Here is a 25,385-nt window from a genome sequence, read left to right as displayed (position 1 = left end):
AATGTTCTTCTTGACGAACTACTCCGGCGTGTGGCCAATCGTCGCGCTCATCGCCACCGCGAGCCTGCCAGGCAGTCTGATCGCCGTGCTGTGGGGCGTGACGTGGACCGTGCTACGCGCTCGATTCGCGAGTTGGAAGTTCGCCGTGGGAGCGGGAACCTCATCCGTCCTTTTCCTTCTCGCCGGGCTATCGGTTCTATTCTTCTGGCCCGTCACACCAGATCCTCACGCGGTACTCTTCGGCACGGATGGCGGCATTAAAATCTTCGGCGGTTTAGCGCTCATCTTCGGCGGTTTTGGAGGGCTGGTCGTATCTCTTTTGACGTGGGGAATATGCGAACTAGCGCGACACGTTCGCGCAAGAAAATGAGAATCGCCCTTGGGCACTATTCACCGGATTGTCCTCGGTGTACCACGCCGTGAGTGCGAATCCGCAGCAGTCATAAGAAAGGTTACCCAGCAAGTCGGTCGCGCTCTTGCGTTTGCCGTATGCCGTGTCAGCGCACCCACAAAGAAAGGAACCGAGCGACCGCGGATTGTCCGATCGGACGGTTGTCAGTCTGAACATTCCGTCGTTCACTGGGACCAGCGGGTGTTGCAGTTCAGTTCTGGCACCCGCTCCAATACCTCGTTGCTGGCCTGCGGCTTCGTAGAGAACCAACAGAGTTCTCGGCCGCACCCGTCAAGGAGGTGACCCGCTCACGAGCGAGTCCAACGTCAACACGCCGCTCGCCCCGGCTGCGTCCGCCAACGGACTCGGCTACGGCCCGATCAAACCCCTCGCGGTGAGACTCAACGAGTCCACCCGCACCCAGCTGGACATCATCGCCCAGCTCAACGACCGGACCGTCACCGACGAAGTCCGCCTCGCTATCGAAGCCTGGATCGACAAGACCAAAGCCGACCCAGCCATCCAACGCCGCGCGAAAGATGTCCGCGACGAAATCGAACGCGAGGCAGCAGGCAAACGTGATGCCATCGCCGCGATCTTCGACGCCACACCGGCGCCAAAGACCCCGCGGACGCCGCCGAAGCCCCAGGGCACCTGACGGCGCAACTCCACACGGGTGGCCGGCTCGAGCTTCGTCCATCCCGGACGCAGCTCGCCGGCCGCCCCGCCCCACCCCTCACCCGCTGTCCCGAACGATGAACCGCCCTCGTTTGTGCTCTGCGATTCCACGAGAACCATCCCGGTTCCCGGTCGCACACACAAAGGAGGAACACCATGGTGCAGGGCATCATCATCCCGGCAGACAACACCGCACCGCTCAAGACCGCCACGTTGGACTCGCGCGAGGACTATCAGCGGGCGGTCGAGGGCTGGATGGAAGCGGTCGACATCGCAGATCTTGGGGTGACGATGTACGTCCACGAAGAGGGCCTGGTGCTGGGGTTGCCGTTCAACTCCCGCGCCACATTCCTCTGGTGGTATTACGTCCCCGCGGCTCGGCAGAAGGCGATGCTGGTCGGCCCGGCGCTCGTCGCCGGGCTGCCGGATCGAAATGGCGACTCAACGGACATCCCGCGAGACACCGCTGGGCTGCTCAGTCAACCAGGGAAGTGGCGCGTCGAGGCAAGGCCGAAGGCAGAGCCCGACTGGACCCAGATCCCCGGCACCTATGACGACTACTTCGAGGCACTCGTCTGGGCCATGGTCACGTTGGAGCGCTGGCATGACGCAGAAGACGTCCGCGTCGCGCCTGTCAGACCTGGGATCGCGACCATGCCGATCCGGGCGAGCGATGCTGCCGATCTGGAACACCCACCCGCCGTCTGACGAACTCAGACACACAACCCACGGCGGCGACTGCTCGGCCTGGAGAACTACAAGTTCTCGGCCCGGTGCAGTCGTCGCCCCTTTCACGTCCAGGCATCCTCCGCACGACCCCTACATCACGGACCAATCGAAAGGCGGTTCGCCGCGGTTGGTCAGGAAGTCGTTCGCATCATAGAAGGGGCGGGAGCTCGCGAAGAGAGGGAACCGATCCGCTACCTTATTGCGAGGCGTGGGGTGGCCCGCAGCCTGGACCGCAGTCGGATCCCCGACAGCGGTGTGGAGGTCGTGCGCCTTACCTCCTAGGAGCACGACCGGGATTGGTCTGCCCGTAGCACTCACCGCTGCAAGCGTGGCGCGCAGCAGTGGCCGCCAGATGGCGCAGCGTCTACTCAAGCTCGTCGGGCTGAGCGTGAGCGCGGCGTTGAGGAGAAGTGCTCCCCGGGCTGCCCACTCTTCAAGGTTGCCGTGACTGGGAGTGACGAATGAAGGGTCTGCGCTGAGATTCACGTAGATCGCCCGCAGGGCGTCGCTGACGGCGCCTTGCGGGCCGGTGGAAAAGGCAATGCCGGTCGCGTGGTTGGGATTCGGGTACGGGTCCTGTCCGACCACCACCACTCGCACCCTGGAGAGCGGAGACAGCTCGTAGGCTCGGAAGATGGCAGCTTCGATTGGCCAAGTTCGTGGGCGATCTGCGTATGCGTGGGCGACCAAGCTGTCGAGGGTTGCCTCGTCCAATCCGTTCGACGCAAGCGCACCCGCCCACTCCGGCGGCAGCCTGTTGGGTAGCACCGACGTCTTCCTCTCCGCACGCCTCGGGCGAGGCTCAGATCCGACCGTCGCCGTCCAGGATGTCGTAGACCTTGGTGAGTGTTCGGTCGTCGGCCGTTGCGAGGAGGGAGACGATGTAACCGAGCTCGACCGCCCGGTTCTCAGAAGGAAGCTTGGCTTCACTGCGACGCACTGCTTCCCGCCGGGTCTCGGCGTCCGTCTGGAGATCGATACCGCGGCGGCGCGCTTCGCGAATCCGACTCACGAACTCGACGGTCAACGGCTCGTCGCCATAGGGAGGCATAAGGATAAGGTCAGGGCGGTCGCCGCCCGGTTGCGGCTTCTCCACGGCGCCCTCGATGCCATAGACATCGATGAAGGTGCGCATCTGCCCCAAGGCTGGGCTCCGGCGGCCGAGCTCGATCAGGCGTAGGTACTCGGCAGAGATGTCCAGCCGTGCGGCGGCGTCGCTCCGGGAGAGGCCGGTGAGCCGACGAAACTCCGTGAGGATTCTGCCAAAGCGTTGGTTGTCCGACTCGCGGTTGGGGCCAACAAACAGATCGACGTACGGCGGGTCTTCGTGTTCGGGGCGCTCGTCATTGGCAGCGGGGCTGTCGCTCATTGTTGGAGTTTACCAACAAATCAATTAGTTGTCTCTTGTTGCGTTTCGGTCTACGATTGTGTAGCTTGCAACTATTCACTTCCAACAAGAAGCAACTACTGAGAGAGGGTGGATGATGCAAGAAATCAACCTGAACGAGGCGCTCGCAACGATTCGTCGCGTCGCGTTTTACATGAAGCCGGCGACCACCGATACGGCAGTCGTGCGCACCGCAAAGGTGGGCTTCCGTCTGTCAGCACTCCTGATGCTCGTGACGGTCGCGACCGTTGCCGTGGCGCAGCCGGATCAGTCGCTCGCGGGGGGTTAGAGTTCTCCGGTCATTGGCAGATCCTGATGAGTGGATGCGTTCGTAGCTGCGGCGAAACCGCTCTGCGGCACGCTGCTGATGGCCGTCTCAGCAATACCGATGTACTGAGGTGAGACATCGATCCCGATAAAGCGGCGCCCCAGCGCGCGAGCGGCGACGCCCGAGTTACCGCTCCCGACAAATGGGTCAAGTACGAGGTCGTTCGGCGCAGTACTCAGCGCGATGCATCGACCCGGCAGAGCTGTCGGGAACTGCGCGCCGTGTCCATTCTTGCCGCTTGAGGTGGGGAGCACCCATACGTCCGCCAGCTTGTCGGATTCGTAGCCAACGTTGCGGCCACCGAGCGCTGGGGTGACTCGGCGATACGCCTCGCGGTCAAACTTCGGCGTGCGAGTCTTTGTCAGATGGATCACGAACTCCGAACCGCGACTGACGCGCGAGTTCTGCGGTTCCGGCATGCTGCTCGTCTTTGCCCATGTGATCAGGCTCTTGACGAAGAGCCCAATCCGACTCGCCCGCTGCGCGATCTGGACGGGGATCATGCTCAACTCACCGTCCTTGAGGTAGGAGTGGCCGGCGCTGTAGCGGCGTGCGGCGTGGTCCGCCCAAGACTTGGAATCCTTACCCTGCATCGCGCGGAGCGCCTCGGCGGCGTTGCCTCTGATCTGCGTGCGGGTGTTGTAGGAGTCCATGATGTTCCACCAGATGGAGCCATCTTCTGCAAGTACATTGCGCAGCTGGAACAGGATCTGGACGGAGTGGCGGACGAACCCTTCGGGTGTCTGCTCGTGGCCGTAGGCGCACTCTTCCCCGTCAGCCCATTGCACGAGCTTTGAGTCCTTATAGATGCGAAGACCCCAGTAAGGTGTCGATGTAACGACGCACTGCACAGAGCCTGGCTCCAGCAGATCGAGCGCCTCCGTGACGTTGCCCTCGATGAGTAGGTGCGCGGCCGTGGTCTGGTGGTCGACCGCAGATGCCTCGCGATCAGCCGTGAGGTAGTCCAGCACCTTGCTTCGGGGCAGGAAGGTCTCGCTGAAGGCATCCTGGTCGAGCAGAGTGAGCACATCCTGGACGGTGAGGTGACCGCGACGGCCGAGGACCTTCGCGATGAAGGTGGGTGCCATACCGACTAGCGGTGCGACCTCCGCGATGCTGAACATCTCCTCGCGGGACAACCACGCCGAACGATCGAGGGCGGCGACCGGGGTCTGGGGCTTGATATCGGGGAGTTGAACCCCGTGATTCAGCGCTACCACGCGAGGTCGGTCTTGTCCCATGGTGTCCACCTTGCCATTACTTGTTGCCGGGATACGGACCCGGCTCCGTGTGGCGGGAATCAGGGCCGGGTCTATTAAACCTGGGGCCGCCGACACTCGCTTCCTGGCCGTGGAAGCCTGGGCCTCCAGACCATGTCGAGGGCCGCCGATAGGATCTGGTTCATGACTCAGGGCCGAAAGAAGAGGTGGGCGTCGCGATGACACGGGTCTCCGAGGAGGCGCTCGAAACCGCGCTGCATCAGCTCAGTGAGCATGTCCGTCGAACGGCCGACTCGAACTGGACTCAGGCGTTCCTTGCCGGGCGTCGCATCGCCGCCGCTCCCTATGACTCTTCGACGCGAGGTGCCGACCGAGCGGTGGCCGACCTGTTCACGCTTGTTCCGAACGTACGAACGGGCACGCTCAACCCATTCATCAATCTGAACTCAACGCAGCGTTGGCTCAAGAACGAACAGGTGGGTCGCTCGACAGTCTGGAACAAGGCAACGCGTGGCTACACACAGACGCTGCTCTTCAACGACGATGGGGCCGGCGGCGACCGCCACATCGGCAATGGAATCCGCGCTGACGCGATCGATGTGCTGCTTGAGCAATTCCGGGCGCTCGACATCACGGCTCCCGCAGGCGCGGCGCTCGCTGTACTAATTACCCGTGATCGCGAGTGGGGCGTCGAGCCGACCACTGACGAGCTGCGAACCGCAGCGGCGGCAGAACTCGGGCTCACGCTCGACGAGTACAAGCGCTTCACAGTCCCAACCCCGTTGGGGGTGCCTCTCCTTGGTGACCAGGAGTGGTCGCCGGCGCGTCTCCAGGCCTCGCCGCTTGGACCCCCGTCCGACGTGCAGCCGGGCACCGCAGCAGTCCAGGGGCACGGTTACGAAGAAGCTCCGATCGAACAGATCACATCGCTGATCGAAGAGTTCAAGACGTTCGCAACGGCATACGGTATCACTGCGAGCGATGGTGACATCCATGATCTGCTCGCGTCGACGCTCGGTAGTCAGTTCGTGCTTATGGCCGGCCCGAGTGGAAGCGGAAAGTCGCTCATCGCGTCTGCGCTCGCCGCGTTCTTCGCAAAGAAAGACCGTCGTACTCGCCTCGAGGGCAGCCGCTTTCTTGCCCGACAGGAAGAGTTCCTCGGTTACTACTCGCACCTTGCTGGACAGCAGTTCATCGCGCAGTCGCCCCTTCTGGATCTGCTGCCCCTCGGGTCGACCGACGAGCGTAAGGATGCGCCCATCGTTATCATTGAGGAAGCGAACCTCTCTCCCATCGAGGGCTACCTCTCCGCGCTCGTGCACGGCCTGGGCGGTACGGAGGCCGGCGCGCTCGACTTCCGTCTGCATTCGCGGAGTGACGGCGTGTCAACGATGGACGACGACGTGACAGTGCCCTCACGGTTGACGCTTGCTCCATATCCGCGCTTTTTTGCAACGATAAACGTGGACGCCGACTCGCCGTCGCCTGCACGCAAGGTTGCGAGTCGTGCATGCGTGATTCTCACAGACACGCCCTCTATCGAGGAAGCACGTGTGTCGGCGGACATCTTGTCGCAGCCGTCTATCGAAGAAGCTGACGGCCCAGCGAGCACGATACTCGGGAGGCCATCCTCGGCCTTTGCTCGGTACAACGAGTCAGGGTCCGACGTCTACGAAGAGGCGCTCCTCCGAAGGGGAAAGCAGTTGAGCGAGGTCATCGGGACAGAGGCGGTGAACTTTCGCTCCTATCAGAAGGCGCTCTTCTACATCGCGTGGTACGTCGAGCTTGCGGGTGAAGAAGAGCCGCAGCCCGACAGCGTCGTCGTCGCGACTGCGGTAGACAACGCCATTCTCCACTTCGTCCTGCCGACATTCTCAGCACACCAGTTCGCCGCCGCCATCGAAGGTCTGTTGGACATCGCGCCCACGAGCGTTCTCGCAAGCCGTGTTGATCGTCTGAAGACCGCGTTGCAGGCGCAGACGTTCGGCCCTTCACCCGACTTCTGGGGAGCGTTGAGCTGACTCGTCTCGACTATCTCCGAAACGGACGCGTGATCGTCAGTGCGCGGGTCGAAGGCCGCCCACTAACGCCCGCGCTTCCGTATGGGCTGGCAATTGAGGTATACGGCGACGACCTGCAGATCGTCGAGCCCGCGGACCGGTCGTTCGCGGGGCGTCTCGTTCTCCCGTTCCTCGCCGGACGCGAGCTGCGCATGTTCGACCTCGATGTGCCGTCGAGCGGCAACTTCACGGCGCTGGATCTCGAGAAGCTGTGGGAGGCAGGCCGTGATCTTGCGAGCTGGCGGTCTCGCCTCGCGCTCACAAGCCCCGAGGACGCGTACGCAGAACCAGAAGCGATCGGGCGCACCCGGGTCCTCGCTGATTGGCATGCCCTTGAGTCGTGCGCATTCGAGGCGAGGAGGCTGCTGAATAGTTGGCCGATGAGAATCGGGCGTGAGCTTCGTTGGGTACCTGTAGGAATCGGGGGCGGTTTCGAAGACCTGGGATATACAGAGCGTGAGGTAGCTCGCGTTGGCTACCTGTCCCAGCACGAGGGGAACACTGCGGTGGCGCGCTCAGCCCGCTGGTTTGGTCGGGGTGAGCGCATCACGCTCTCGGCGGTCTCTTCGCTGGCTCTCGAGGTCGCGGGCCTCGTGCAGACCACGTTGGGTGATGGAGATCGCCGGGCGTTGAGCCGGATTACCGGACCGATCAATCACGTCGGTCTACTCGCGGCCGCCCCACCACATCAAGCGGATCCGGATCCTTCATCCTGGCCCCCTGCGTTTACGCGATTCGCGGCGGCATGCATGCGGGTGCTCACCGAGCTACTCGCGCGGCAGCGCGGTGACCGGGCGGTGCCGCTTTTGGACACCGACGAGTTGTTTGAGGCATGGCTCGCCGTCACCGTGCGGGATCGTTTGAGTGAGCGTCTGGAGTTGGCAGCGTCGGTTAGTGAGGGAGCGATCGCGTCCTGGGAGACCGACGCGATGACGATCGACCTGCGGGTAAAGCCAGCGATCGGGCGTGCGACCGAGATCGGGCGGGACAACTTCCGAGCGCTCGTGGCAAACACACTCCTGCCAGACGTCGTAGTTACGGCAACCCGCGGTGACTTCACAGAGGTCGCGGTGCTCGACGCCAAGGCGTGGGCAAGGATGCTCCCGGAGGACGTACTGTCCGAGAGCGCCAAGTACCTCTACGGGATCCGGCGAGTGGGAAGCGACCGGGCGCCGGCCATCACGTCTGTGCACATCGTGAGCTGCGCGGCGCGTCCCCAGCTCCCATCTGCGGCCGAGGCCAAGATTGACTTCGTCCATGCCACACCCACCGCCGGAGCAGCAGATTTGAGTAGCGCAGTCGAGGATGTGCTGGCGGCCCTAGCTTCTGCCATCGAGCATCGAGAACAGGAGGCGTCGCTCCTCACCTGAGCGCGAACTACATGCCTCGCCCCGCTCGCTGGATCAGCACCCTTCGCGCATCGATCGACGAAGCCACGCTGGCGGTGCGTCTCTACAACGACTCGGGTCAGAGCAGAGCGTTTGAGGGATTCGTCGTCCACATGCACCTTGCGTGGCTGTACCTGCTGCAGGCGCGCTTCGCCCGTGACGGTATTGACTATCGCTACAGGCGGCCGGACGACCCGCGCCGGTTCGTCGTAGTCGATGGCGAGCACAAGCGGTGGGAACTTGCCAAGTGCGTCGCGGAACGGTGGACGAATGCTGACGATCCCGTCCGTCGAAACCTCGAGTTCTTCATCGCGCTCCGCAATCGAGTAGAGCACCGGCATGCGTCGACAGATTGTGATCTTGGTCTCACCGTCAGCGGTCACGCTCAAGCCTTCTTGCTGAACTTTGAGGACGAGCTCGTCAGCAGCTTCGGCGCCGAGTACTCGCTAGCGGAGATTCTGAGATTTCCCGTATTCGTCGGCACGTTCACCACCGATGGTGAGCAGGCGTTGCTTAAGTTGCGCAATCGACTGCCCGCAGACCTCAAGCGGTTCATCGCGCAGTACCATTCCGGCCTGCCTGAAGCGACAGCCGCCGATTCTCGGTTTGAGCTTCGCCTGCGGGTCGTTCTTGAGATGGCTTCCCGTGATGCTGATGCCATGTCGATGCAATTCACTCGCTGGGATGACATGACCGAGGAAGAGCGATCCACCGTAGCCGAGATGGGTCGCCGTGGGCAGACCATCGTCCGCGAGCAGAGCCGTCCCGTCGTCGGGCACGGGCTGCTTCGTCCTCGAGAGGCGGAACTCAAGGTCGCGGACGCGATTCCGTACCGCTTCACGAGCCACCACTTCCTCCGTGCTTGGCAGATCAAGAGGATCCGTCCTCTGAATGGCAGCGACAAGCCCGAGCGCACAGACGAGAAGTACTGCATGTATGACGCGCTGGGCCGTGGCTACGGGTACACGGAGGCGTGGGTGAAGTACCTCATCAAGCAGTGCTCAACTGCAGAGGGTTTCCAAGCCGTCACCGGTCGGTCCGCGGAAGCCAAGGATGCGTCCGCGCCGAAGTAGCCCCGGTTGTCGGTGTGTACTGACCAGACGCCACGGCACGGCCGATCCGGCAGGATGGAAGCCATGGATGGCGGACTGTTTGATCTCGACGATGCGGTGCCCACAGAAGAGCAAGCGGTACCGATGCTGATGACCGCGCTTCAACGGCAGATGATCCGCGACCTGTTCGCACAGATTGCCGTCGCTGATGCCCGGGCGCAGTTCGAGGTAGTAGCCGAGCTGACCGGTGTCCGCATCGCCTCGGTGGCAGAGCTCGAGGTCGGACCGGCTAACGTGCTGATCAAGATGCTTCGCGGACGGGCGGCGCTGTTGGGCCAAGCCAACACGGGAAACGCCTGGGCGGACCGCGAGGAAGACACCTGGATCGATCGACTGTAGCATCCGCGCGCTCGCTTGGATCGGCCAATAGTCTGACCGCGTGGATACCTTTCTCGAAGAGTCTCAAACCTTCATGCGGGCCGTCACGGAGTCGTTCCATTTGATAAACACCAGTCGCGCGGGACTTGAGCTTCTCGCTGGCCAGGTTGACCGTGTCGTGAAGGCGGGTGCGGATGACCGCATCATCGAGGCGCTCTTTCCGATGCCGGACGGAACCACTGGGCAGAACCTCCGCGCGCAGACACTGCGCGATCAGGCAGCGAAAGACCGAGACCTGGCGGAGATGTGGCTCTTCGTGGTGTTCGCTCGGTACGAAACGTGGGCAGAGAGCCTCGAAACAGAGCACGGAATTGTAGGAGCCTCTCGAGCAAGCCAATTCTCATACTCGAGCGGAGGTACGCCGGGATATAGCGGTGTCTTTTCGGTGTTGGCGTCTGATCCTGTTATGGGAGGGATCTACTCACAAGCAGTTGCCGCAGACAACCTCGTCTTCTCATCGACCACGGTCGTCGATGCAGCACTTCAGGTGTACCGCTTCTACAAAGAGGTGCGAAACTCTCTTGTCCACTCGAGTGCCCGAGCCAATGATCGATTGGCATCTGCATCACTGGCGGCGCAACCCGCGATAGCGACCCTTCAGAGTTCTAGCACGTTCCGAACCGGTCACGTGCCGGTAATGGCACCCGGAGATGTGGTGTCAGTCGACCTACCGCTCGTCCGTGATGCTGTGGCGCTGCTCAGGCGGCTCGTTTTCACTATCGACTCTCGCGTGATGCTTTCGCCGATCGGTCGAGCCGATTTCGAGAGTCGTTGGCAAGCTCGATATGGCGCCGATCCCCTTCGCGTTTCGTTGAACAAACTGAAGCGCCCTGCTTGGTACAACGCCCACGTCTCACACGCACTCTCGATGCCTGCGCCCCCAGTGCATGGCCGTACGGACGGTGCGGTGTGGCCCGCCGCGTCGCGGGATGCGTTTGTCGACTTCGCGACGCCACGGTGGATGATCAGGAGAATGTAGGACTTGCCGATTCGGCCATGGCGACGACGCTTGCTAGCGATGCCGCGGGATTGAACCTCAGCGGTCACCGTCCGAGCGCCGTTTCGGTCAAACTAAGAGAAGGTGGCGTCCATGGATTTGTCGAAAGATCACTACATCAGTCGGTTTCACATGCGCCAATGGGCGACCGAGAACCGAATTACCGTTCTCGTCAGGGGCTGGAACGAGCCAAAGCAGCTCGAGGTGGGCAAAAAGGTCGCCGCTGAACTTGGTCTCAACGCTCCTTCAATCGAAGCGGCATACGGGAAGGTGGAGACCGCAACGAGTCGGGCGCTGCGGCGATTGCTCGATCGATCCGCTACGCCGACCGATCGCGACTGGAATGCCGTGCGGGAGTATGCGGTCCTGGTGCATGACCGGTTCCGCGCGCTCCGAGGCTCCGCGGCCAACGAGAAGGGTCTTCCCGGCGGCAACGCCATGATGATGCCAAATCCGGCGCACTGGGGTCGCACGGATGACAGTCCGAATCCACTCGATCGGCTCGCAACAGTCATGGACCGTGAGGCACTCAAGGCCGCCCGGTTGCAGCACCTTCCACTTGCCGCCCGTCTACTGCCCCCCAAGATGCAAATCCTTCACGGCCCACCGATGCTGCTAGGCGACGCCGGTATCCATGCAATCTCGCTGAACCCCGACAAGAATCGTCAACGAACCTTCGTGGCGATGCCGCTGGCACCCGGCAGCATGATCGTGTTCGGTGAGCAACTTCCAAGCGATGACGACGCTTCTGACCTTCACCGGATGCTGAACATGAAGATAGCAATGGAATCGACGGTGGTCATCGACACGCTCGAAGCGCCCATCATAAATAGTTTTGTTGCGGAGATGTGGAAGTATCAGGTGGGGCCAAGTGGCGCGGGTGTTCCCCAAGCAATCCGCGTTTTTAACGATCTCAATGACATTCCTGCTCGGCGTGGTGCGCCGAGCGCCGCCAATGCTTGACGCGCCACCTTTACGTCGAGCTAGCCGAAGTCCGCGACAGGGACCAAATGATTCCCAAGCGCGTCCATTAGGCGCCAAAGTCCTGGCTGTAGCTACGTCGAAGCGCGTCGGCGTCGACACGGCCAGATCACCCGCGCGTCGACCCAAGTTTGGCGACGAACTTCATAAAAATCGAGGTCTACCAACGGTCGCGAATAACGGCCTCTTTAACGCCCAGGCGTAGACCGATCCAAGCGCGAAGCAGCTGAACCCCGCGCCGATAATGCTCGAGCTTCTTCGCGGGAGCAACCGGCGCGCGGTTGGCATGCTTGACAGAGTTGTATGAATCCGCGAGGTCTTGGGCGAACGTCGTTGTACTGAAGGTAACGGCGTTCCCTACCTCTGCGATCAAGAGATCGATCCGTCCTTTTACATTCATAGCGTTGGCCACGGCCGGTGTCTGTCCCGCATCAATTAGCGCTTGATATCCAACGGCCTCCAACGCGACACCTAACTGCATTACGTGAGCATCAATAGTTGCTCCCTCAAGATCCAGAAGATGAATCAGCGGGTCGATGCCACGAGCATATCGACTCGCAAGCTTGAGCCAACGCCCCACTCCTACCCTGCCAATGTCTGCGTATGTGAAGAGAAATCGGTCTCTGGCCGCCCAAATTGCTTCGGAGATGGATGTTCTAGCTGTCCGAACCGGGTACCAGGGCTGCTGTTCCACTTCCTTCAGGACGAAAGCTTCCTTCGTGCTCGCGGCCGCATGACTCTGAAAACTGAGTGGCTTCCAGGCGGCGATGCGCAACAAGTTCCGCACACCGAAATGGATGGTGAGGTGGTCGTCCCAGCTAGTTGACGTCTTGGTGAAGGTTTGAAGGAAAACCTCGCTCCGATACGTCACCTCCGGCGTCTGTTGCCCAGAACTGCTCGCTCGGGCCACAGCCCGGAGGTTCAGAGACCGGCCGAGTTTCATGTCATCCACGGGTTCAGCGGTAGTTGTCATCGACCCACCAGTCCCATCCTTCTTGAAACTGAATGTGGACGTGAGCGCTGAATACCCCAACCAATATGCGAGACCATCGATGTCCGAGCGGAGGCCGTTCAGCTTGACGTAATTCTCGGCTAGACCTGCGCCTTCCACGGCGTACGAGGCGCGAATTATCCCAACGCCGACCGCGGGTTTGCCGCCGCTAAACCTCTGCTTGGCGGGCACACCCCTACAACCAACGAGTCCAACTGCGCCCTCACTGTCGTAGTAGTCGAGTTCGCTCGGCGGATCGTAGCTGTACTTACTCCGATCGGGGTCGTCCGCGAACATGATGCCGGGACTCCACCATCGGCTCCGGACGTCGTCGGCTGAGACGTGATATGGAACCCGAACGCGCACGCCGAGGGCGTCGTGTTCGTATACAGCGGACATGAGGTCAGTGTCAGCGATACCATCCATGAGAAAGCCAATTCGAGACTGCAGCGCAAAAGAATCGGGCATTCACCCAGAATAGTCGTGTTGGCGTCTCCACGCCACGACAAATCCAGGTGTGCTTCGTAGATGATCCTGAAGACTGCTGGCAGCTCGGGATTCGCGCCTGAATGTGACCCGTAAGTTTGGACCTGCGCGGACACCCGCTGGGAGGATCTGCGAATACTTCGAGTGTGATGTAATTTTCACGTCTTCCCGAACGAATGCTGTGCGTGCATACTGACTCGTACATGGACCCTGGCAAACGCATCACGACATTCACTCTGGCCCCCGAGGGGTCTGGCTCATGATGCAGGTAGCGGGTTTCGCGGAACTGACGCCTCGGCAGCAGCACGCCATGCTCATCGCCATGAACGTGCGCAACGCGATGGAGGACTTCCATGTGGAGCATCTGTCGGACAAACAGATGGCGGAGCTGAATCCGATCATCCGCCAAGCCATCTTCGACACCTTGGTCATGGTCGAGCAGATCGATGATTCGGACAGGGCAGGCAGTCTGACCTGGCTGATCAGGATGATTCCGGAGTACTGGGAGATCCCAAACGCTGGGCACCGAATCACGGAGAAGTAGGGCGTCGTCGGCCCCGTTTGGGGCCGACGGATTCGACCCAGGCTGCTCGCGGGGGCAGCCAGGTTGCTCAGGCGATGGCGGTGATGGCATACCGGGGCGGTCGGCCACGGCCGCGAAGCGGCACGCCCATCTCGAGCAGATACGTGCGCACCGCTGCTCTGCTTGTGCCGACGGCGGCGGCGACCGACTCGGGGGAGCCGCCCGAGGTGTAAAGCAGTACTGCCTGCATCCCTTGCTGTTCATCGAGGAGTGCGCTTCTTGGACTGTTCGACTTCGACTGCGACCCGCCGCGTGGTCGACGTTCGATGCCGAGGCGCTCGAAGTTCTGGCGGACGTCGTTGTAGCTGGTGTCCAGGTAGTCCGCGATGGCGGCGATCGAGAAGCCGTAGCCGTAGAGCCGACTCGCCTCTTCTGCTTGCTCGCCGCTGAGCGGCTGGCGACGGAGTTGAACCCCTCTATCTCGAAGGTGGTTCAGGAGGCCTCCCTTCGACAGGTTGCACTCCGCGCAGAGCTGTGGAGTGGTGGCACCGGCGTTGTACTTGGCAACGATCTCTTTCCAGGTGCCCGGGTCGAGACGGCGGTTCAGGCTCCGGGGCGCGGGAGCAGAAGGCTCGTCCTGTAGGGCCGAGGTGGTCTGTGTCTTGGCCGCCAACTTCTGGAGCTCGGGCAGGGTTGGTGGGAGGTGACTGGAGGACTTTTTCGAGTTGTCGTGTACTGGGCCTACTTCTGGGACAGGATTCGAGTCTTACTCGAACAGTTGCTCGAGGCCAACGTGGGACCTCCGTGCGGACGGAGGAGCGGTTGCTTGGATCAATCACTGTTCTCCGTGACGCGCTTTCCTCGCCCGTCGTGGAACTATTGGTTCGTCCCAAGCTCGGCCTGGAAGCGATCGTTCTCGGCAACCATCTACTCCGATGAGACTCTGCATGGTGGGAGGTCCACGGTGCCGGCGGACCCGCAAGTCAGTCGCATCCCCCATGTTCGGTCGCCCCGGCAGTTCACCATCTTGAACTCCGACCAGTCGTAGCTTCCGAACTTGCCGGGCCATGCCCAGAAGATAACTACGGAGTCTTCGAACTTCACCTCAATGCCGGTCTCGGAAAACCAGTCCCATGTTGCGGCACCCGAGTAGACCTCACCTGTGTCGTCCCAACAAATTCCGGAATCTGTCCTTACCCACTGCCCTTCTGGCACGTTCGTCAGTTTGGCACTACCCCCGGGCGAGATCATCAACGACATTCTCGGTTCGGTCTCGCTGGCATCGATATCGATCCGGTCGCCGTCCCAGGCCGCCGGAGGCTGTGGTCTGGATTCGGTTTCGCGCCCACCGCAAGCCGCGAGTCCAATGGTCAGGAGGAGGGTGGCAGAGGCTATCGCGGCTAGGCGTCGGAGCATTGCATCATCTCTGTTGGTAGGCCAGTGGGGACACTCTAGGGCGTCGATGTTGGGGGCTCCGGAGATGAGTCCATCCGCGTGGGGACTGCCGCACGAGACGACCTCGCTGACCCCGCGTCCTGCTGGTTTCGGCGGACGCTAGCGGCGCAGGATGAGCAACCCAAGGATCACTCCGCCGAGAACGACTGATCTCGCGCTACGCGTGTTGAATCAGCTTTGCGTCCGATGATTATCACAGCGGTGGTAACGACGGTGCCGAGGAGTCCGACGAGTGCCGCGGGGACAGTCAGTCCAGTGGAGGTCACAAGGTCGCTGTTGGATCCACTTGTCGCGCCAACGAGATAGGCGGCAACTGTGACGCTCACCCATATTGCTGTCACCGTGAACGTCAGCAGAAGAGAGGGAGCAGTGGATAAGCTCCCGAGACCGTTTATGCACCTCGCAGCGCCCATGCAAAGGCCCACGGCCAAAAGCGCGAGAGCGGAGGCCAATGCGATCGCATAGCCTTCCTCTCCTTCGTCTGTGTACCCCACCGTGGATGCGAAGAAGAGAACCGCAGTCAGGGCGCAGAACACGGCGATCGAGATGCAGATCAAGGCTGAGCACACGGCGCGCCAATGAAGAGCCCGCCGCTCTCGAGCAGGCAGCGCGCTGGGCGATTTAGACCTGATTCCGGTGACCCCCATGCCGCGAGCCTAGTCAGGCCTGCCCGTCGACTCCGTACGTGGTGCCACGAAGTCGACTGATCTCCGACGGCGCTAGCCGTTTGCGCATCCGATGAGCGTGGACGTCAACGAGCTTCGCGCAAACGGCGCTCGGCATGCTGCGAAACTGATGGATTTCGGCTTGAGCGAAACTGCGGTGAGAAGCTCCCCTGAACACGCGTGTCGAGTCGACTTGATACCCCGTGTCGAAAACGAGTGGTGGGTCGAACGACGGGGAGCCACATTTGGGCCACAGGTCGATGCTCGTAACGCCGAGGGTCAGTCACCTCACTTGTGGCTACCGCCGCGCGGCCGCAACTGGACTTCCTCCTTGATGAGGCGTTGCCGGACGTTGTTGTAGCTGGTGTCGAGACGGGTTGCGATGGCGGCGATTGGACGGCCGTGCTCGTACATCTTCTTCGCGAGTTCAACCTGGTCGATTGTGAGCGGCCGGCGGCGCAGCGCTACCCCCTCGTCTCGGAGCAAGCGGAGCATCCCCGTCTTGGAGAGGCCGTAGGTCTCACAGAGACTCGGCGTCGTCGCGCCCGATTCGTACTCGGTGGCAATCTGCTTGACCAGGGCTGGGTCGATGCGCCGTCGAAGCGATCGGCTGACCGGCTCTCGGGGCGTAGCGGAGGCGGTCCAATTCGGCTCCAGATCAGCCAATTTCTGCAGTTCCACCAGGGGTGGCGGCAGGAGTGCCGATTTCTTCGAGTAGTGGTGTACTGGCTCTACTCAATCCCAGATCAGCCCCGGTTCACGCCGGGGCTTCTGTCTTTGTGGTGCGGGCGGTCCCGCACAAACCCCACACCTTCGCTGGCTCCTCGATCACGCCCTATATCCAGGTGGATCAGCTAGCATCGGCGATGTCGGAGGTTGTCTGTAGTGTGCAGAACCTCAGACAAAAGGAGACGATCATGAGCATCATCGACATCACGGTTCCGGCGACGGACGAGATGCAGCTTGAGGAATCGCGCTCCCAGATGGAGCAGCTCATCTCGGACCGACTCGGCATCTCGCGGGTCGAGTTCCTGACTTGCCTGGATCGCGGCGACTACTCGGATTCGGAGGATCTCGAGATCCTCCACCTTGTTACGCTCGCGCCGTTCGCGCGGTGATCAACTCGAATGCCCGGGAGGACTCCTCCGGATGCCTTCCGGGCATTCATCGAACCGCTTGAGGCTGCCGTCGCCTGCCTAGGCCAGGCCAAGATCGCTGTATCGCCCGGAGGCCGTTCGGACGTACACCGCGACCACTCGTGGACGCTCAACGGCCCCGGACAAGGGATAGTGTTCCCCGGAGGGTACTGCTTCCGTGCTTCGATGAAGTATCGGTTTGTCGAGCATGATGAAGGCTGGAGGGTCACGACTCTCGAGTTCATCTATTCGTTGAGCAAGGCCGACCAAGATCTGTGGGCCATCCATTGGCACCCAGTCGGAAGTAGCCACGAAACGCGTCCACACCTTCATCTTGCTATCCCGAACGCAGGTGACAAGCACGTACACCGGCCAATCAGCCGCCTCACCTTCGAGGATGCCGTGGAGTGGGTCATCGGATCCGGAATCTCACCGGCGCGCGAAGATTGGGCCACGATTCTGTCGGGCAGCAAAGCGTTGCACATCGCTCACCGATCGTGGGATGGCGATGGGCCGGACGGCAACTAGGGCGATGCCCGTAGGCCAAGGACGGCGTCAAGAGCATCTGACGCTCGGCTGCCGCTCACCGTTTTTGACATGTAGGTGCCCATAGTCAGCGCGGGGTCGGCGTGCCCGAGGTACTTGGCGATGTCGCGCGGCGTCAGACCAGCCTGATCGAGCGCCCTGGCCATGGTCTTTCGGAGCTGTGGAACGTGTAATCCGCGATGCCGAGACGGCCGCGGGCCAGCACCTCGGCGAGATGGTGTCTAAGTTGCGCTGCAGCGGGTCCGGTGTGGCCTCCGTAAGGGCCAGGTCATCGATGCGCGGGGTGATGATCTTCCGCACGGCGCGTTCGTACCTCTCGCACCCGGCGTGGCCGACGCACGCCGCAACAGCCAAAGCATGAACCAGCTCCGCGCCGACTTCTTCGAGGAAGGCCGACGCCTCGACGAAGAAGGCGACCCGGCCGCGAACTGCCACAACCCCGCATCTACCCCGCAGAATGGGCGACACGAGCCGATCTCAGACCTTTACTCCTGAGCTTGTCCCGCTTGGGAAGCCGGATGTCGTGATGCCCCGCAGAAACCCTCGATCATGGTAACGACCCAATCGTGGGGTCGCGGGTTCAAGCCCCGCTCCCGCTACCAAACCAGTTTTACTCGAACAAATGACCTCGAGATCAAGGTTGCGTTCTCGGTGATGCTCGCGCTCCGGATCGAGGCATGGGCCGCAGCGGACTCGATCTCGTGACCGCATGTCGATCACGACTTTGGCCGCCCCGGGGTGTTCTTCGACGTAGCGCAGCAGCCCAAGAATCGTCCGATCGGATGACAGAAAGACCGTGTGAACCTTCATGACGGTTCAGCGACACGTCCCCGTGCCCGTAGCAGGTGGGTGTGACGCTCAATTGTTCATGCCTCGACGCGGCTCGTCGACAAGAGGCTTGTACATCGGGTGGAGAAACAACGTGGTGGGGCCCCGATGGTAGCTATCGGACCTGACTCCAGCAGTGAACCGAATGAGAATATCCGGCTGCTCACACAGCACCCGACGCACCACGTCTCTCACACGCTCATTCACTCAACACCCCCCGAAACTTGGGTGGCAATCTAAGCCGGACCCACTTGGTTTCTTACAGCAGGTCAGCGGGAAACAGGTTAGGCCTTAATAGGGCGTCAGTCGCGACGGGTGAGTGTGAGTCGCGCTCGCGTACCGCGCCCGGAGGGCGCGGGCAGTAGTGTCAAGGTGCCACCGTTCGCTTGTGCAATCTGAAGAGCAAGGGTCAATCCGAGCCCTACCCCGGGTATCGCCTGCTTGTGTGAATACTCGGTCCTGTAGAACGCGTCGAACGCCTGCGAGCGTTCTGCCACGGTCATCCCGACGCCGCTATCGTCGACGTCGACGACCGCGGCAACAGCCGTTGCGGACAGTGTCATTTCAACCGTGGTTCCTGGAGCGCTGTATTGACAGGCGTTGGCGAGGAGCGCGGAGAGAATCTTTCCGATATCCTCGGGGTCGCCCCACACGGCCACGTCGCTTTGCGCAGTATCGAACCGAATCGACCGGTCCGTTGCGGGAGCCGTTCTCTTGACGTCGGCGACCACTTTGCGGATCAATGACGCTAGCTCAATGCGCGTCGATGCGCCTGGTCGGTGTGAACGGCTTGCGGCGAGCAACTGCTTGATCACGGCAAGTTGCTTCTCACTTGCCCGGATGATCGTCTCAGCGGCGGTGGCCGCTTCGGGGATATCGGCGAGCAGTTCTGCTCGCGCGAGGATCACCGTCAGTGGTGTTCGAAGCTCGTGACCAACGGTGCGCAGGAACGTTTCGCGCGCCTGCACAGCAGCCGTAAGCTCTGTCACGTCGTGAGTGATCATGACATGTCCCATGAGTCTTCCATCGGAACTAATTACTGGGTGAGCGGAAAAGCGGATCGCAAGATCGCCGTCGGCGCCCGACAGATGTGCGGTGGTTCCGGCCTCGAATTCTCCCGCGCGCATCCTGGCGATGAATTCATCGGCGGGCGGAATGGGGCTGCCATCAGCGAACCGTCCAGCAAAGATGGCCGGGCCTGCTTCGTGCATCGTGAATGCTGTTTGTAAGCGTCTCGCCTCTTGGCTGACACTGACTGCGACTCCCCGAGAGTCGAAGATGATGATCCCGTCCGACGCTGCATTCAGGACGGTGTCGAGAGTCGACGCCGTCTGGGAATGCTCTCGGGTGAGATCTCCCACGCGGTCCGCCGCGCGCCCCCATCCTTCTTGCGCCCGCCAGAACTGGCGCGAGATGACGGCTATACCGCAGGCGAAGATCATCATGAACACGGGGAAGGCCAAGGCGCTGACTATCGATGCCCTGTCCGCCGACGGTTGGGTCAGGAGCGGGTAGACCCCCGCGAACGTCAGTGTCGCGGCGGCGACCCACAAAAACCGCATTGCAAACAGGAACGCAAGCCAGGTCAGTGGGAAGATGACCGCGAACGCTCCGGGGGTGAATGCCTGTACGAATCCGTCGCGAAGAGCAGCCCAGACCCCAAGATCGATGAGGGGAAATGCCACAAACCAGCTCGCCGGAACCTTGAGTCCGAATCGAAGCGAAAGAAGGACCGCTCCCAGAGTTGCAAGGGCAACGATGGCAAGAGAAGCGTAGAACGCGCGCGGGAGGAGATCGCCGTGGGCTATTACAGCAGCAGCGGCGCTGCTGAGCGTCACCCCAAAGAACAACACCTGCGGCAGCATGATCCTTCGCAACGCGCCCATGTTCGCGCCACGCGGCCGCACCAGGTTCACTCCCGCTCCTCGCACAGACCCATCAAGATCCTCCGTCGCGGTCAAGCCGAACTGCGCAAAGGCTAGCAGTGAGTGAGATTTATTCCAGAAGTGCGGCCTCTACGCCGAATGACGACCATCGAAGTGCGGAAGCATTCAGCCGGGCAACGGGACGCGGTGACCATTTCTCTCGCGTACTTAAATATTCCGCACGTCGTCACGGGACTCCCCGATGCCTCCCACCGCGATCACCAGTTCGCACACAAGTCGAGCGACTGGGACGGGGTCGGTGGTGATGGATGCTGAACAATTTCTTCGAATCTCGGGGCGTCCCGAGCAGGCGGATCTCGCGGCCGAGGTCGGTAAGAGCGACGGTCGCCGCAGGTGGTGCGGCGCCGAGGATCTCCGATCGCGCAGCAGGCCAGGTTGAAGATCTTGACCTGCTCCGGCAAGGTGCTGTCGGTCGGCAGATCGTTCAGTACCTTGCCGGAACTTGATCAGCGAGAAGTCGGGAGCGATGTTCGGGATCTCGCCCTCGACGCGAGTCTGCGGCATGCACTCATCGGGCAGCGCTCGAGGATCCGCTGTCGAGCTTCAGCGGCGCCTGAAATTAGCACCTTGCTGAACACCTCCGATCAGATAAAGCCTCGAACAATCACATTTATTCACACCTCACCCCGACTCGCACATTCCTGAGGGTGGGAACCGGGGACCGATTGCCGGATTCCTTGAGGTCAAGCAGTCATTTTGGGCCGTCCACCTCCGTCTCTACACCGACCAGAGCGCAAGCAAGAGCACGGCCGCTACCTGGTTGCCGGCATACGAGAGCTCAGTGGACAACTTGACGTTCACGTACGACAACCTCCCAAAGATGTCCGAGTCGCATCGGAGCATGCGGAGCGCAGGTGCATGCAACCTCAACCCCACCTCGCTCAAACCCGAAGAGGTCGAGGGCACCTACTTCACAGACCGCTTCACGAAGGGAGATATGGTTCTGACCCTTATCGACCGGACCTCGGGATACCCCTCGTTCGATGCCGCCACAAAGCATGCGGAGGCAGCGCAGCCGAAAGGAGTTGCGTAGCCGTGCCCCGGATCACTGACGACGACATTCTCGAGCAGACCTACATGGCGAAGCTCCGCGGCATTTTGACTCAGAAGGGTGTGCTGCTTGAGTACCCAGTTGATCGCGCAGCCATCGGTGTGGGCGTGCACCTGTGGGTGGAGGTCGATGGAAAAAAGGAAGTGATCGGTCCTCGCATCTGGTTTCAAGCGAAGGGTTTTCACGACACGACCGTAACGGCGACTGACTTCGCCGCAGCCGAGACAGTCACTACGCCGTCGCTTGAGCTGGATCACGTTCGCTCTTGGTACAACGCACCTGAGCCCGTCTACCTGACTGTTTACGTCGAAGCTGCGGATGTGTTCCTGGCGGTCGATGTTCGTGACTTCGTAGACCGCCGTGGCGGCTTGGCGAAGATCGCATCGCAGAAGAGCACTACATTCAATATCTCGAAACACGCAACGCTAGAGCGGGCAATCGAACACATGCCAGCGCACCGTTCGATGCGCGTTGACGGGCCGGCATGGCGAGGACGCCCATTGGGGCATGGCATCGATCCGCTACGCAGTGTGCTCGCGCCCATGCCGCCAAAGCTGTTTGTCGATGTTGTGAGCGGAATTCTTTCCGCGCACGATTTTCGCTCCGCTGAGCCGAGTGGAGCGCTGAATACAGAAAGACCTACCGTTTTACGTGGGCAGATGCATCTCACTTACGAGTGGGTCCTCCCGATGACGACCGAGTTCGGCTTCGAGGAGGGTTCCGAGTTTCGGATCGAAGGCTCGCCGCTTCACGCCCAAGGTGACGTGATAGTTGTCGTAGATCCGGCTGGGGACAGCGCTCCAGAGACGCTCGAGATCGACATCCGCGCACTCGCGATGGCCACAGACATCGACCGCGTAATCGTGATGTCGAACAATCAGTTCACGCCTGCTCAGTTCGGAGCGTGGTTTGGCGGCCTCCGACCGGATGGCATCAGGTGCGAGCCGCAAGATCTAGGGAGCCTAACCTTCAATGTGCTGACTGCGACGAACGTTTTTCTAGATTTTCACGACAGGCTTGAGTTCTCCTACGTCAACTATCTGTAGCTTCGAAGGAGCTCGTGGCGCTTCAAGCCGCTGGTGCTTGCATCTGGTCTCCTCCGGTTCACACTGGGGATACAACTAAACAGGAGCAGCTGATGTGCCACGACTCACGAACAAGACCTATCTGAAGCAGCGAGCGTACCTGCGCTACGAATGGTTGGAGCATGACGGCGGTGGCATGTCTCGACTCAGCGCCACGGAGCAGTGGGATCTGCACGGCTTCTTCGCACCCACGGAGGAGTTTACGTCGGAACAAGCGCTCGCCCACCGCCAGGACGTGTCGGGGGAGCGGCCAAGCTTGCCGCAGCAAGCAGGCAGGGCGTATGCGCACCTGCAGGCGATCGAGGAACGGTTCGCGAAGCTGCCGCCGCGTCCGGCTGTCACGAAGAGCGGCACACGGCGGAACCATCGCTCGAAGGACCTCAACATCCAGGTGCGTGGGCTCGTGCATCCCACTATCGATTACGAGAAACTCACGTCGGCACTACTCGAGCACGCAGACAACGAGGTACGGCGACAAGCCGGGGACACTTCGAAGGCCGCCTAGGCTCGCCTCCCACCGCGAGGTCGACGCTCTACACCTGCCCGAACGAAGGCTTGTCGGACGCCGTTGCAGCTGACATCGAAGTGCATGGCGATAGCTGCGATGGACTTGCCGCTGCCATAGAGTGCGGTGGCTTCGCGGACCTGATCGTCGGTGAGCGGCTGACAGCGAAGCTGCACGCCTTCGTCGCGTAGCAGCTTCAGCAGGCCACCCTTCGAGACGGTGTACTCCGCGCAGAGGGATGGCGTCGTCGCGCCAGCCCGATACTTCTCAGCGATCTCAGTGACGAAAGCGGGATTAAGCCGACGACGCAGGAGCCGAGGCGGTCGCTCCGAGGGCGAGTCTGAAGCTACCAACTTCGGCGCTAGGCCAGCCAGTTTTCGCAGTTCCAACAGGGATGGTGGTAGAAGTACCGATTTGTTCGAGTTGCGGCGTACTGGGCCTACGTCAGCCCCCGGAATCGTGCGATTCTCGGGGGCTTCGTCGTGTTCGCAGGTGCGGTCACCCCGCGACGCGGAGGTCATTCTCGGCGACGAGATCGAGCTGTCTCGGAAGGTCATTCCCCGCCGCCAGTAAGGGGGGCGGTTGTGTGCCTGACGGCGGGGACAGTCCAGACGCTATACGTCTTTGTCCCCCAAATGGGGGACAAAGCTTCTTCTCAGTAAGAAGTGCAGCGATGAGCCGGTGGCAGTAACCGCCGCCGCGCGCGACAGCGCGAATCCCCGTCTCGCCCGGTCGATCGAGGTGCAGGGTGAGGAAAGTTGACTGCTTCGAGCGCGTTCACGCAGCTGGTGGAAGGCGGCATCCATATCGATGTGGTGAACGTGCGACACACGCTCGCCGGCGCCCAGGCGCGCACGGCGGCGCACGTCGCAGCTCCTCGGCGACGTTCTCGCGCAATCTCTTCGCCGTCGGGGGTTCGTCTCTGCTGGTGCTTCTCGCCCTCACCGGCATGGTCTTCCTGCGATGACGTTCTGTGCTCAGTGAATCCGCCCGGAGGGCAGCGCGCTCGCGCGAGCCGCGCCCTTTCGAGATAGCGCAACCCCGGTCTCAAACGCCGACGACGGGCCTAGGTTTCGGAGTATGTCCCACACCATCGAACGGCTGCACATCAGCGTTGAGGGTGTCACGCATGCGCTTGCGCCCCTCGAGACGGTCGGCAATCTGAAACGGGATATCACCGAAGTCGTTCGAGCCGGGGGAGGGTTCGTCGACGTGTCCGTCGACGGAGGCCAGCGGATCAGCATCTTCTTCAGCTCCACGACCCCGGTGACGATCTCGGCGAAGACGGTGCGGGTGGATGCCGACATCATCGACGCGACCCGTCCGACTGCGCACGTGGGCGACATCGATCCGTACGCCAGCGGCTACGTGGACCTCATCTAGCGCCGCAGGCCGACCCTGTCGACGCACTTCGACCCCGGCATCCGCCGACGGGAGACGTTCCGGCAAGACGGCGCGCCGCGTGCGGGAGGGGTCGGGATCCGCCCTGTGGTCCGTTTGCACCTCTCGCAACGTCATGTGATCTGCTCGAAGCATGTCCATCGCAGCTCACTCCGAGAGGTCCGCCATGCGCCCGTTCCCCGCCCCGCCCCGTGAGGTCCTGATCGGCGACGCCGCGGCGTTCGTCGGCATCACTCCCCGGGCGATCCGGCATTACCACCAGGTCGATCTGCTGCCGGAGCGTGAGCGGGGCGCCGACGGTCGCCGCCGCTACGGGTACGAAGACGTCATCCGTCTGCTCTGGATCCGGCGGATGACCGACGCCGGAATCGCCCTCGACGACATCCGCGAGGCCTTCGCCGACGCGGCGCCGGGCGGTGACGGCGGTGCCGAGGCGGTCGAGAGCGTCCTCGCGCGCCTGGACGATGCCCCTGCCGCGCAAGAAGCCGAGTTGCGGCGCAAGCGCGCTGCGGTGCAGCGGATGCGCACGCACGGCAGCCGGCGTGGACTGCTCGACGACATCGTCTCGCGCCGCCTCGAGGTCGCTCCCGAGGGCTCGCTGCGCCAAGACGACCTCGACGCGCTGCTGGTCACCGAGCGGATCTTCGGTCCGCTCGGTGCCGCCGTCCAGGCGGGCCGCTTCGTCGCCCTGGCCTCGCACCCCGATCTGCGCGCCGAGTCCGACCGCGTCTCTGCCGCCGAGGAGGCGCTCGACGACCTGGTCGCCGTCGATGACCCCCGGGTGGCGCAGATCGCCGCCGAGCGGCACGCTTTCGAGACCGCGCTGATGCGCGTCGTCGAGGAGTCCGGCCAGCTCGAGGAAGACGACGCCATCTTCGATGCCTGGGACGAGTCGCACCCATCCGAGGGCGTCGACACGGTGCCCGGCCCTCACCCCGCGAGGCAGGCGCGCGCGCGGAACGCGGCCGACATCATCTGGGCGATGCCCTACGACTTCTCTCCGGCCCGCCTCCGCTGCATGGAACTGGCGGTGCGCCTCGGGTCGTCGGAGGCGACGGCCCCCTGAACGGGCGAACGCAACCGCCCCTCGCGCGTGCGCCCGACGAGCGTGCGGCCGA

Annotated in this window: 26 protein-coding genes; 18 read left to right on the top strand and 8 right to left on the bottom strand. The window is 62.1% G+C overall.

Going from position 1 to position 25,385, the window contains the following annotated elements:
* The first annotated feature begins 10 nt into the window (after positions 1–10).
* From ASF96_RS16955 to ASF96_RS10210, 3 genes are all read left to right on the top strand, one after another.
* Positions 11–370, top strand: coding sequence for a hypothetical protein (locus ASF96_RS16955; RefSeq protein ID WP_156458808.1), 360 nt, complete (start codon positions 11–13; stop codon positions 368–370).
* Between the two features lie 415 nt (positions 371–785).
* The gene (locus ASF96_RS10215; RefSeq protein WP_055938738.1) at positions 786–1,049 is read left to right on the top strand and encodes a hypothetical protein; all 264 of its coding nucleotides are present in this window, start codon (positions 786–788) and stop codon (positions 1,047–1,049) included.
* Between the two features lie 176 nt (positions 1,050–1,225).
* The gene (locus ASF96_RS10210; protein ID WP_055938733.1) at positions 1,226–1,777 is read left to right on the top strand and encodes a DUF3846 domain-containing protein; all 552 of its coding nucleotides are present in this window, start codon (positions 1,226–1,228) and stop codon (positions 1,775–1,777) included.
* 111 nt (positions 1,778–1,888) lie between these two features.
* Here ASF96_RS10210 and ASF96_RS17635 read toward each other — a convergent pair whose 3' ends face one another.
* Positions 1,889–2,389: a uracil-DNA glycosylase family protein gene (locus ASF96_RS17635; RefSeq protein ID WP_162239419.1), complete on the bottom strand. Its 501-nt coding sequence runs from the start codon at positions 2,387–2,389 to the stop codon at positions 1,889–1,891.
* A gap of 211 nt (positions 2,390–2,600) precedes the next feature.
* Complete coding sequence (locus tag ASF96_RS10205) at positions 2,601–3,167, bottom strand: helix-turn-helix domain-containing protein (protein WP_055938731.1); 567 nt, start codon at positions 3,165–3,167, stop codon at positions 2,601–2,603.
* Between the two features lie 112 nt (positions 3,168–3,279).
* Here ASF96_RS10205 and ASF96_RS10200 point away from each other — a divergent pair, with 112 nt between their 5' ends.
* Positions 3,280–3,474, top strand: coding sequence for a hypothetical protein (locus ASF96_RS10200; protein WP_055938728.1), 195 nt, complete (start codon positions 3,280–3,282; stop codon positions 3,472–3,474).
* Here the strand turns inward: ASF96_RS10200 and ASF96_RS10195 are convergent.
* Positions 3,471–4,733, bottom strand: a complete 1,263-nt coding sequence (locus tag ASF96_RS10195) for a DNA-methyltransferase (protein ID WP_235560578.1) — start codon at positions 4,731–4,733, stop codon at positions 3,471–3,473. The two genes, ASF96_RS10200 and ASF96_RS10195, sit on opposite strands and share 4 nt — an antisense overlap.
* Before the next feature lie 206 nt (positions 4,734–4,939).
* Here ASF96_RS10195 and ASF96_RS10190 point away from each other — a divergent pair, with 206 nt between their 5' ends.
* The 6 genes from ASF96_RS10190 (at position 4,940) to ASF96_RS16945 (ending at position 11,631) form a co-directional block, all read left to right on the top strand.
* Positions 4,940–6,754, top strand: coding sequence for an ATP-binding protein (locus tag ASF96_RS10190; protein WP_156458807.1), 1,815 nt, complete (start codon positions 4,940–4,942; stop codon positions 6,752–6,754).
* Positions 6,755–6,783: 29 nt separating this feature from the next.
* Positions 6,784–8,163 (top strand): hypothetical protein, encoded by a 1,380-nt coding sequence (locus ASF96_RS10185; protein WP_055938722.1) that lies wholly within the window; start codon positions 6,784–6,786, stop codon positions 8,161–8,163.
* A gap of 11 nt (positions 8,164–8,174) precedes the next feature.
* A complete protein-coding gene (locus tag ASF96_RS10180) occupies positions 8,175–9,254 on the top strand; it encodes a DUF3644 domain-containing protein (protein ID WP_235560577.1) in 1,080 nt (359 codons plus the stop codon).
* 63 nt (positions 9,255–9,317) lie between these two features.
* On the top strand, positions 9,318–9,632 hold the full coding sequence (locus tag ASF96_RS10175) for a hypothetical protein (RefSeq protein ID WP_055938719.1): 315 nt from the start codon (positions 9,318–9,320) through the stop codon (positions 9,630–9,632).
* Between the two features lie 40 nt (positions 9,633–9,672).
* The gene (locus tag ASF96_RS16950; protein WP_156458806.1) at positions 9,673–10,650 is read left to right on the top strand and encodes a hypothetical protein; all 978 of its coding nucleotides are present in this window, start codon (positions 9,673–9,675) and stop codon (positions 10,648–10,650) included.
* 111 nt (positions 10,651–10,761) lie between these two features.
* Complete coding sequence (locus tag ASF96_RS16945; protein WP_156458805.1) at positions 10,762–11,631, top strand: DUF4238 domain-containing protein; 870 nt, start codon at positions 10,762–10,764, stop codon at positions 11,629–11,631.
* Between the two features lie 178 nt (positions 11,632–11,809).
* Here the strand turns inward: ASF96_RS16945 and ASF96_RS16940 are convergent, their stop codons facing one another.
* The gene (locus tag ASF96_RS16940) at positions 11,810–13,108 is read right to left on the bottom strand and encodes a HEPN domain-containing protein (RefSeq protein WP_156458804.1); all 1,299 of its coding nucleotides are present in this window, start codon (positions 13,106–13,108) and stop codon (positions 11,810–11,812) included.
* Between the two features lie 277 nt (positions 13,109–13,385).
* Here ASF96_RS16940 and ASF96_RS10170 point away from each other — a divergent pair, with 277 nt between their 5' ends.
* Positions 13,386–13,670, top strand: a complete 285-nt coding sequence (locus ASF96_RS10170; protein ID WP_156458803.1) for a hypothetical protein — start codon at positions 13,386–13,388, stop codon at positions 13,668–13,670.
* A 67-nt stretch (positions 13,671–13,737) separates the two neighbouring features.
* Here the strand turns inward: ASF96_RS10170 and ASF96_RS16935 are convergent, their stop codons facing one another.
* The 3 genes from ASF96_RS16935 to ASF96_RS10165 form a co-directional block, all read right to left on the bottom strand.
* Complete coding sequence (locus ASF96_RS16935) at positions 13,738–14,322, bottom strand: hypothetical protein (RefSeq protein ID WP_156458802.1); 585 nt, start codon at positions 14,320–14,322, stop codon at positions 13,738–13,740.
* A 254-nt stretch (positions 14,323–14,576) separates the two neighbouring features.
* Positions 14,577–15,065, bottom strand: a complete 489-nt coding sequence (locus ASF96_RS17170; RefSeq protein WP_162239418.1) for a hypothetical protein — start codon at positions 15,063–15,065, stop codon at positions 14,577–14,579.
* A 992-nt stretch (positions 15,066–16,057) separates the two neighbouring features.
* Positions 16,058–16,450, bottom strand: coding sequence for a helix-turn-helix domain-containing protein (locus ASF96_RS10165; RefSeq protein ID WP_055938716.1), 393 nt, complete (start codon positions 16,448–16,450; stop codon positions 16,058–16,060).
* 236 nt (positions 16,451–16,686) lie between these two features.
* Between ASF96_RS10165 and ASF96_RS10160 the strand changes: the two genes are divergently transcribed.
* Positions 16,687–16,887 (top strand): hypothetical protein, encoded by a 201-nt coding sequence (locus ASF96_RS10160; protein ID WP_156458801.1) that lies wholly within the window; start codon positions 16,687–16,689, stop codon positions 16,885–16,887.
* A 1,694-nt stretch (positions 16,888–18,581) separates the two neighbouring features.
* On the opposite strand, the gene ASF96_RS10155 is transcribed toward ASF96_RS10160, so the two are convergent.
* Entirely contained in the window at positions 18,582–20,195 is a 1,614-nt protein-coding gene (locus ASF96_RS10155; RefSeq protein WP_055938711.1) for a sensor histidine kinase, read from the bottom strand.
* A gap of 156 nt (positions 20,196–20,351) precedes the next feature.
* Between ASF96_RS10155 and ASF96_RS17545 the strand changes: the two genes are divergently transcribed.
* From ASF96_RS17545 to ASF96_RS10135, 6 genes are all read left to right on the top strand, one after another.
* Positions 20,352–20,480, top strand: coding sequence for a hypothetical protein (locus tag ASF96_RS17545; protein WP_268768490.1), 129 nt, complete (start codon positions 20,352–20,354; stop codon positions 20,478–20,480).
* A 382-nt stretch (positions 20,481–20,862) separates the two neighbouring features.
* Entirely contained in the window at positions 20,863–21,258 is a 396-nt protein-coding gene (locus ASF96_RS17630) for a hypothetical protein (protein ID WP_162239427.1), read from the top strand.
* A 2-nt stretch (positions 21,259–21,260) separates the two neighbouring features.
* Positions 21,261–22,322, top strand: coding sequence for a hypothetical protein (locus ASF96_RS16925; RefSeq protein ID WP_156458799.1), 1,062 nt, complete (start codon positions 21,261–21,263; stop codon positions 22,320–22,322).
* Positions 22,323–22,416: 94 nt separating this feature from the next.
* Complete coding sequence (locus tag ASF96_RS10145) at positions 22,417–22,866, top strand: hypothetical protein (protein ID WP_055938706.1); 450 nt, start codon at positions 22,417–22,419, stop codon at positions 22,864–22,866.
* 1,080 nt (positions 22,867–23,946) lie between these two features.
* The gene (locus tag ASF96_RS10140) at positions 23,947–24,249 is read left to right on the top strand and encodes a hypothetical protein (RefSeq protein ID WP_055938703.1); all 303 of its coding nucleotides are present in this window, start codon (positions 23,947–23,949) and stop codon (positions 24,247–24,249) included.
* Positions 24,250–24,400: 151 nt separating this feature from the next.
* Positions 24,401–25,333 (top strand): helix-turn-helix domain-containing protein, encoded by a 933-nt coding sequence (locus ASF96_RS10135; protein ID WP_235560576.1) that lies wholly within the window; start codon positions 24,401–24,403, stop codon positions 25,331–25,333.
* The last annotated feature ends 52 nt before the right edge of the window (positions 25,334–25,385 follow it).

The organism is Microbacterium sp. Leaf179, from assembly GCF_001423785.1.
In the GTDB taxonomy this organism is placed as follows: domain Bacteria; phylum Actinomycetota; class Actinomycetes; order Actinomycetales; family Microbacteriaceae; genus Microbacterium.
Note: the sequence above shows the minus strand (reverse complement) of the source record. Positions and strands in the feature narration are given on the sequence as shown.

Excerpts from the sequence above, each read along its gene's own strand:
- ASF96_RS10210 (WP_055938733.1), top strand. The coding sequence starts at position 1,226 with ATGGTGCAGGGCATCATCATCCCGGCAGACAACACCGCACCGCTCAAG.
- ASF96_RS10205 (WP_055938731.1), bottom strand. The coding sequence starts at position 3,167 with ATGAGCGACAGCCCCGCTGCCAATGACGAGCGCCCCGAACACGAAGAC.
- ASF96_RS10200 (WP_055938728.1), top strand. The coding sequence starts at position 3,280 with ATGATGCAAGAAATCAACCTGAACGAGGCGCTCGCAACGATTCGTCGC.
- ASF96_RS10180 (WP_235560577.1), top strand. The coding sequence starts at position 8,175 with ATGCCTCGCCCCGCTCGCTGGATCAGCACCCTTCGCGCATCGATCGAC.
- ASF96_RS10175 (WP_055938719.1), top strand. The coding sequence starts at position 9,318 with ATGGATGGCGGACTGTTTGATCTCGACGATGCGGTGCCCACAGAAGAG.
- ASF96_RS16945 (WP_156458805.1), top strand. The coding sequence starts at position 10,762 with ATGGATTTGTCGAAAGATCACTACATCAGTCGGTTTCACATGCGCCAA.
- ASF96_RS16940 (WP_156458804.1), bottom strand. The coding sequence starts at position 13,108 with ATGCCCGATTCTTTTGCGCTGCAGTCTCGAATTGGCTTTCTCATGGAT.
- ASF96_RS10170 (WP_156458803.1), top strand. The coding sequence starts at position 13,386 with ATGATGCAGGTAGCGGGTTTCGCGGAACTGACGCCTCGGCAGCAGCAC.
- ASF96_RS17170 (WP_162239418.1), bottom strand. The coding sequence starts at position 15,065 with ATGCTCCGACGCCTAGCCGCGATAGCCTCTGCCACCCTCCTCCTGACC.
- ASF96_RS10160 (WP_156458801.1), top strand. The coding sequence starts at position 16,687 with ATGAGCATCATCGACATCACGGTTCCGGCGACGGACGAGATGCAGCTT.
- ASF96_RS10140 (WP_055938703.1), top strand. The coding sequence starts at position 23,947 with ATGTCCCACACCATCGAACGGCTGCACATCAGCGTTGAGGGTGTCACG.
- ASF96_RS10135 (WP_235560576.1), top strand. The coding sequence starts at position 24,401 with ATGTCCATCGCAGCTCACTCCGAGAGGTCCGCCATGCGCCCGTTCCCC.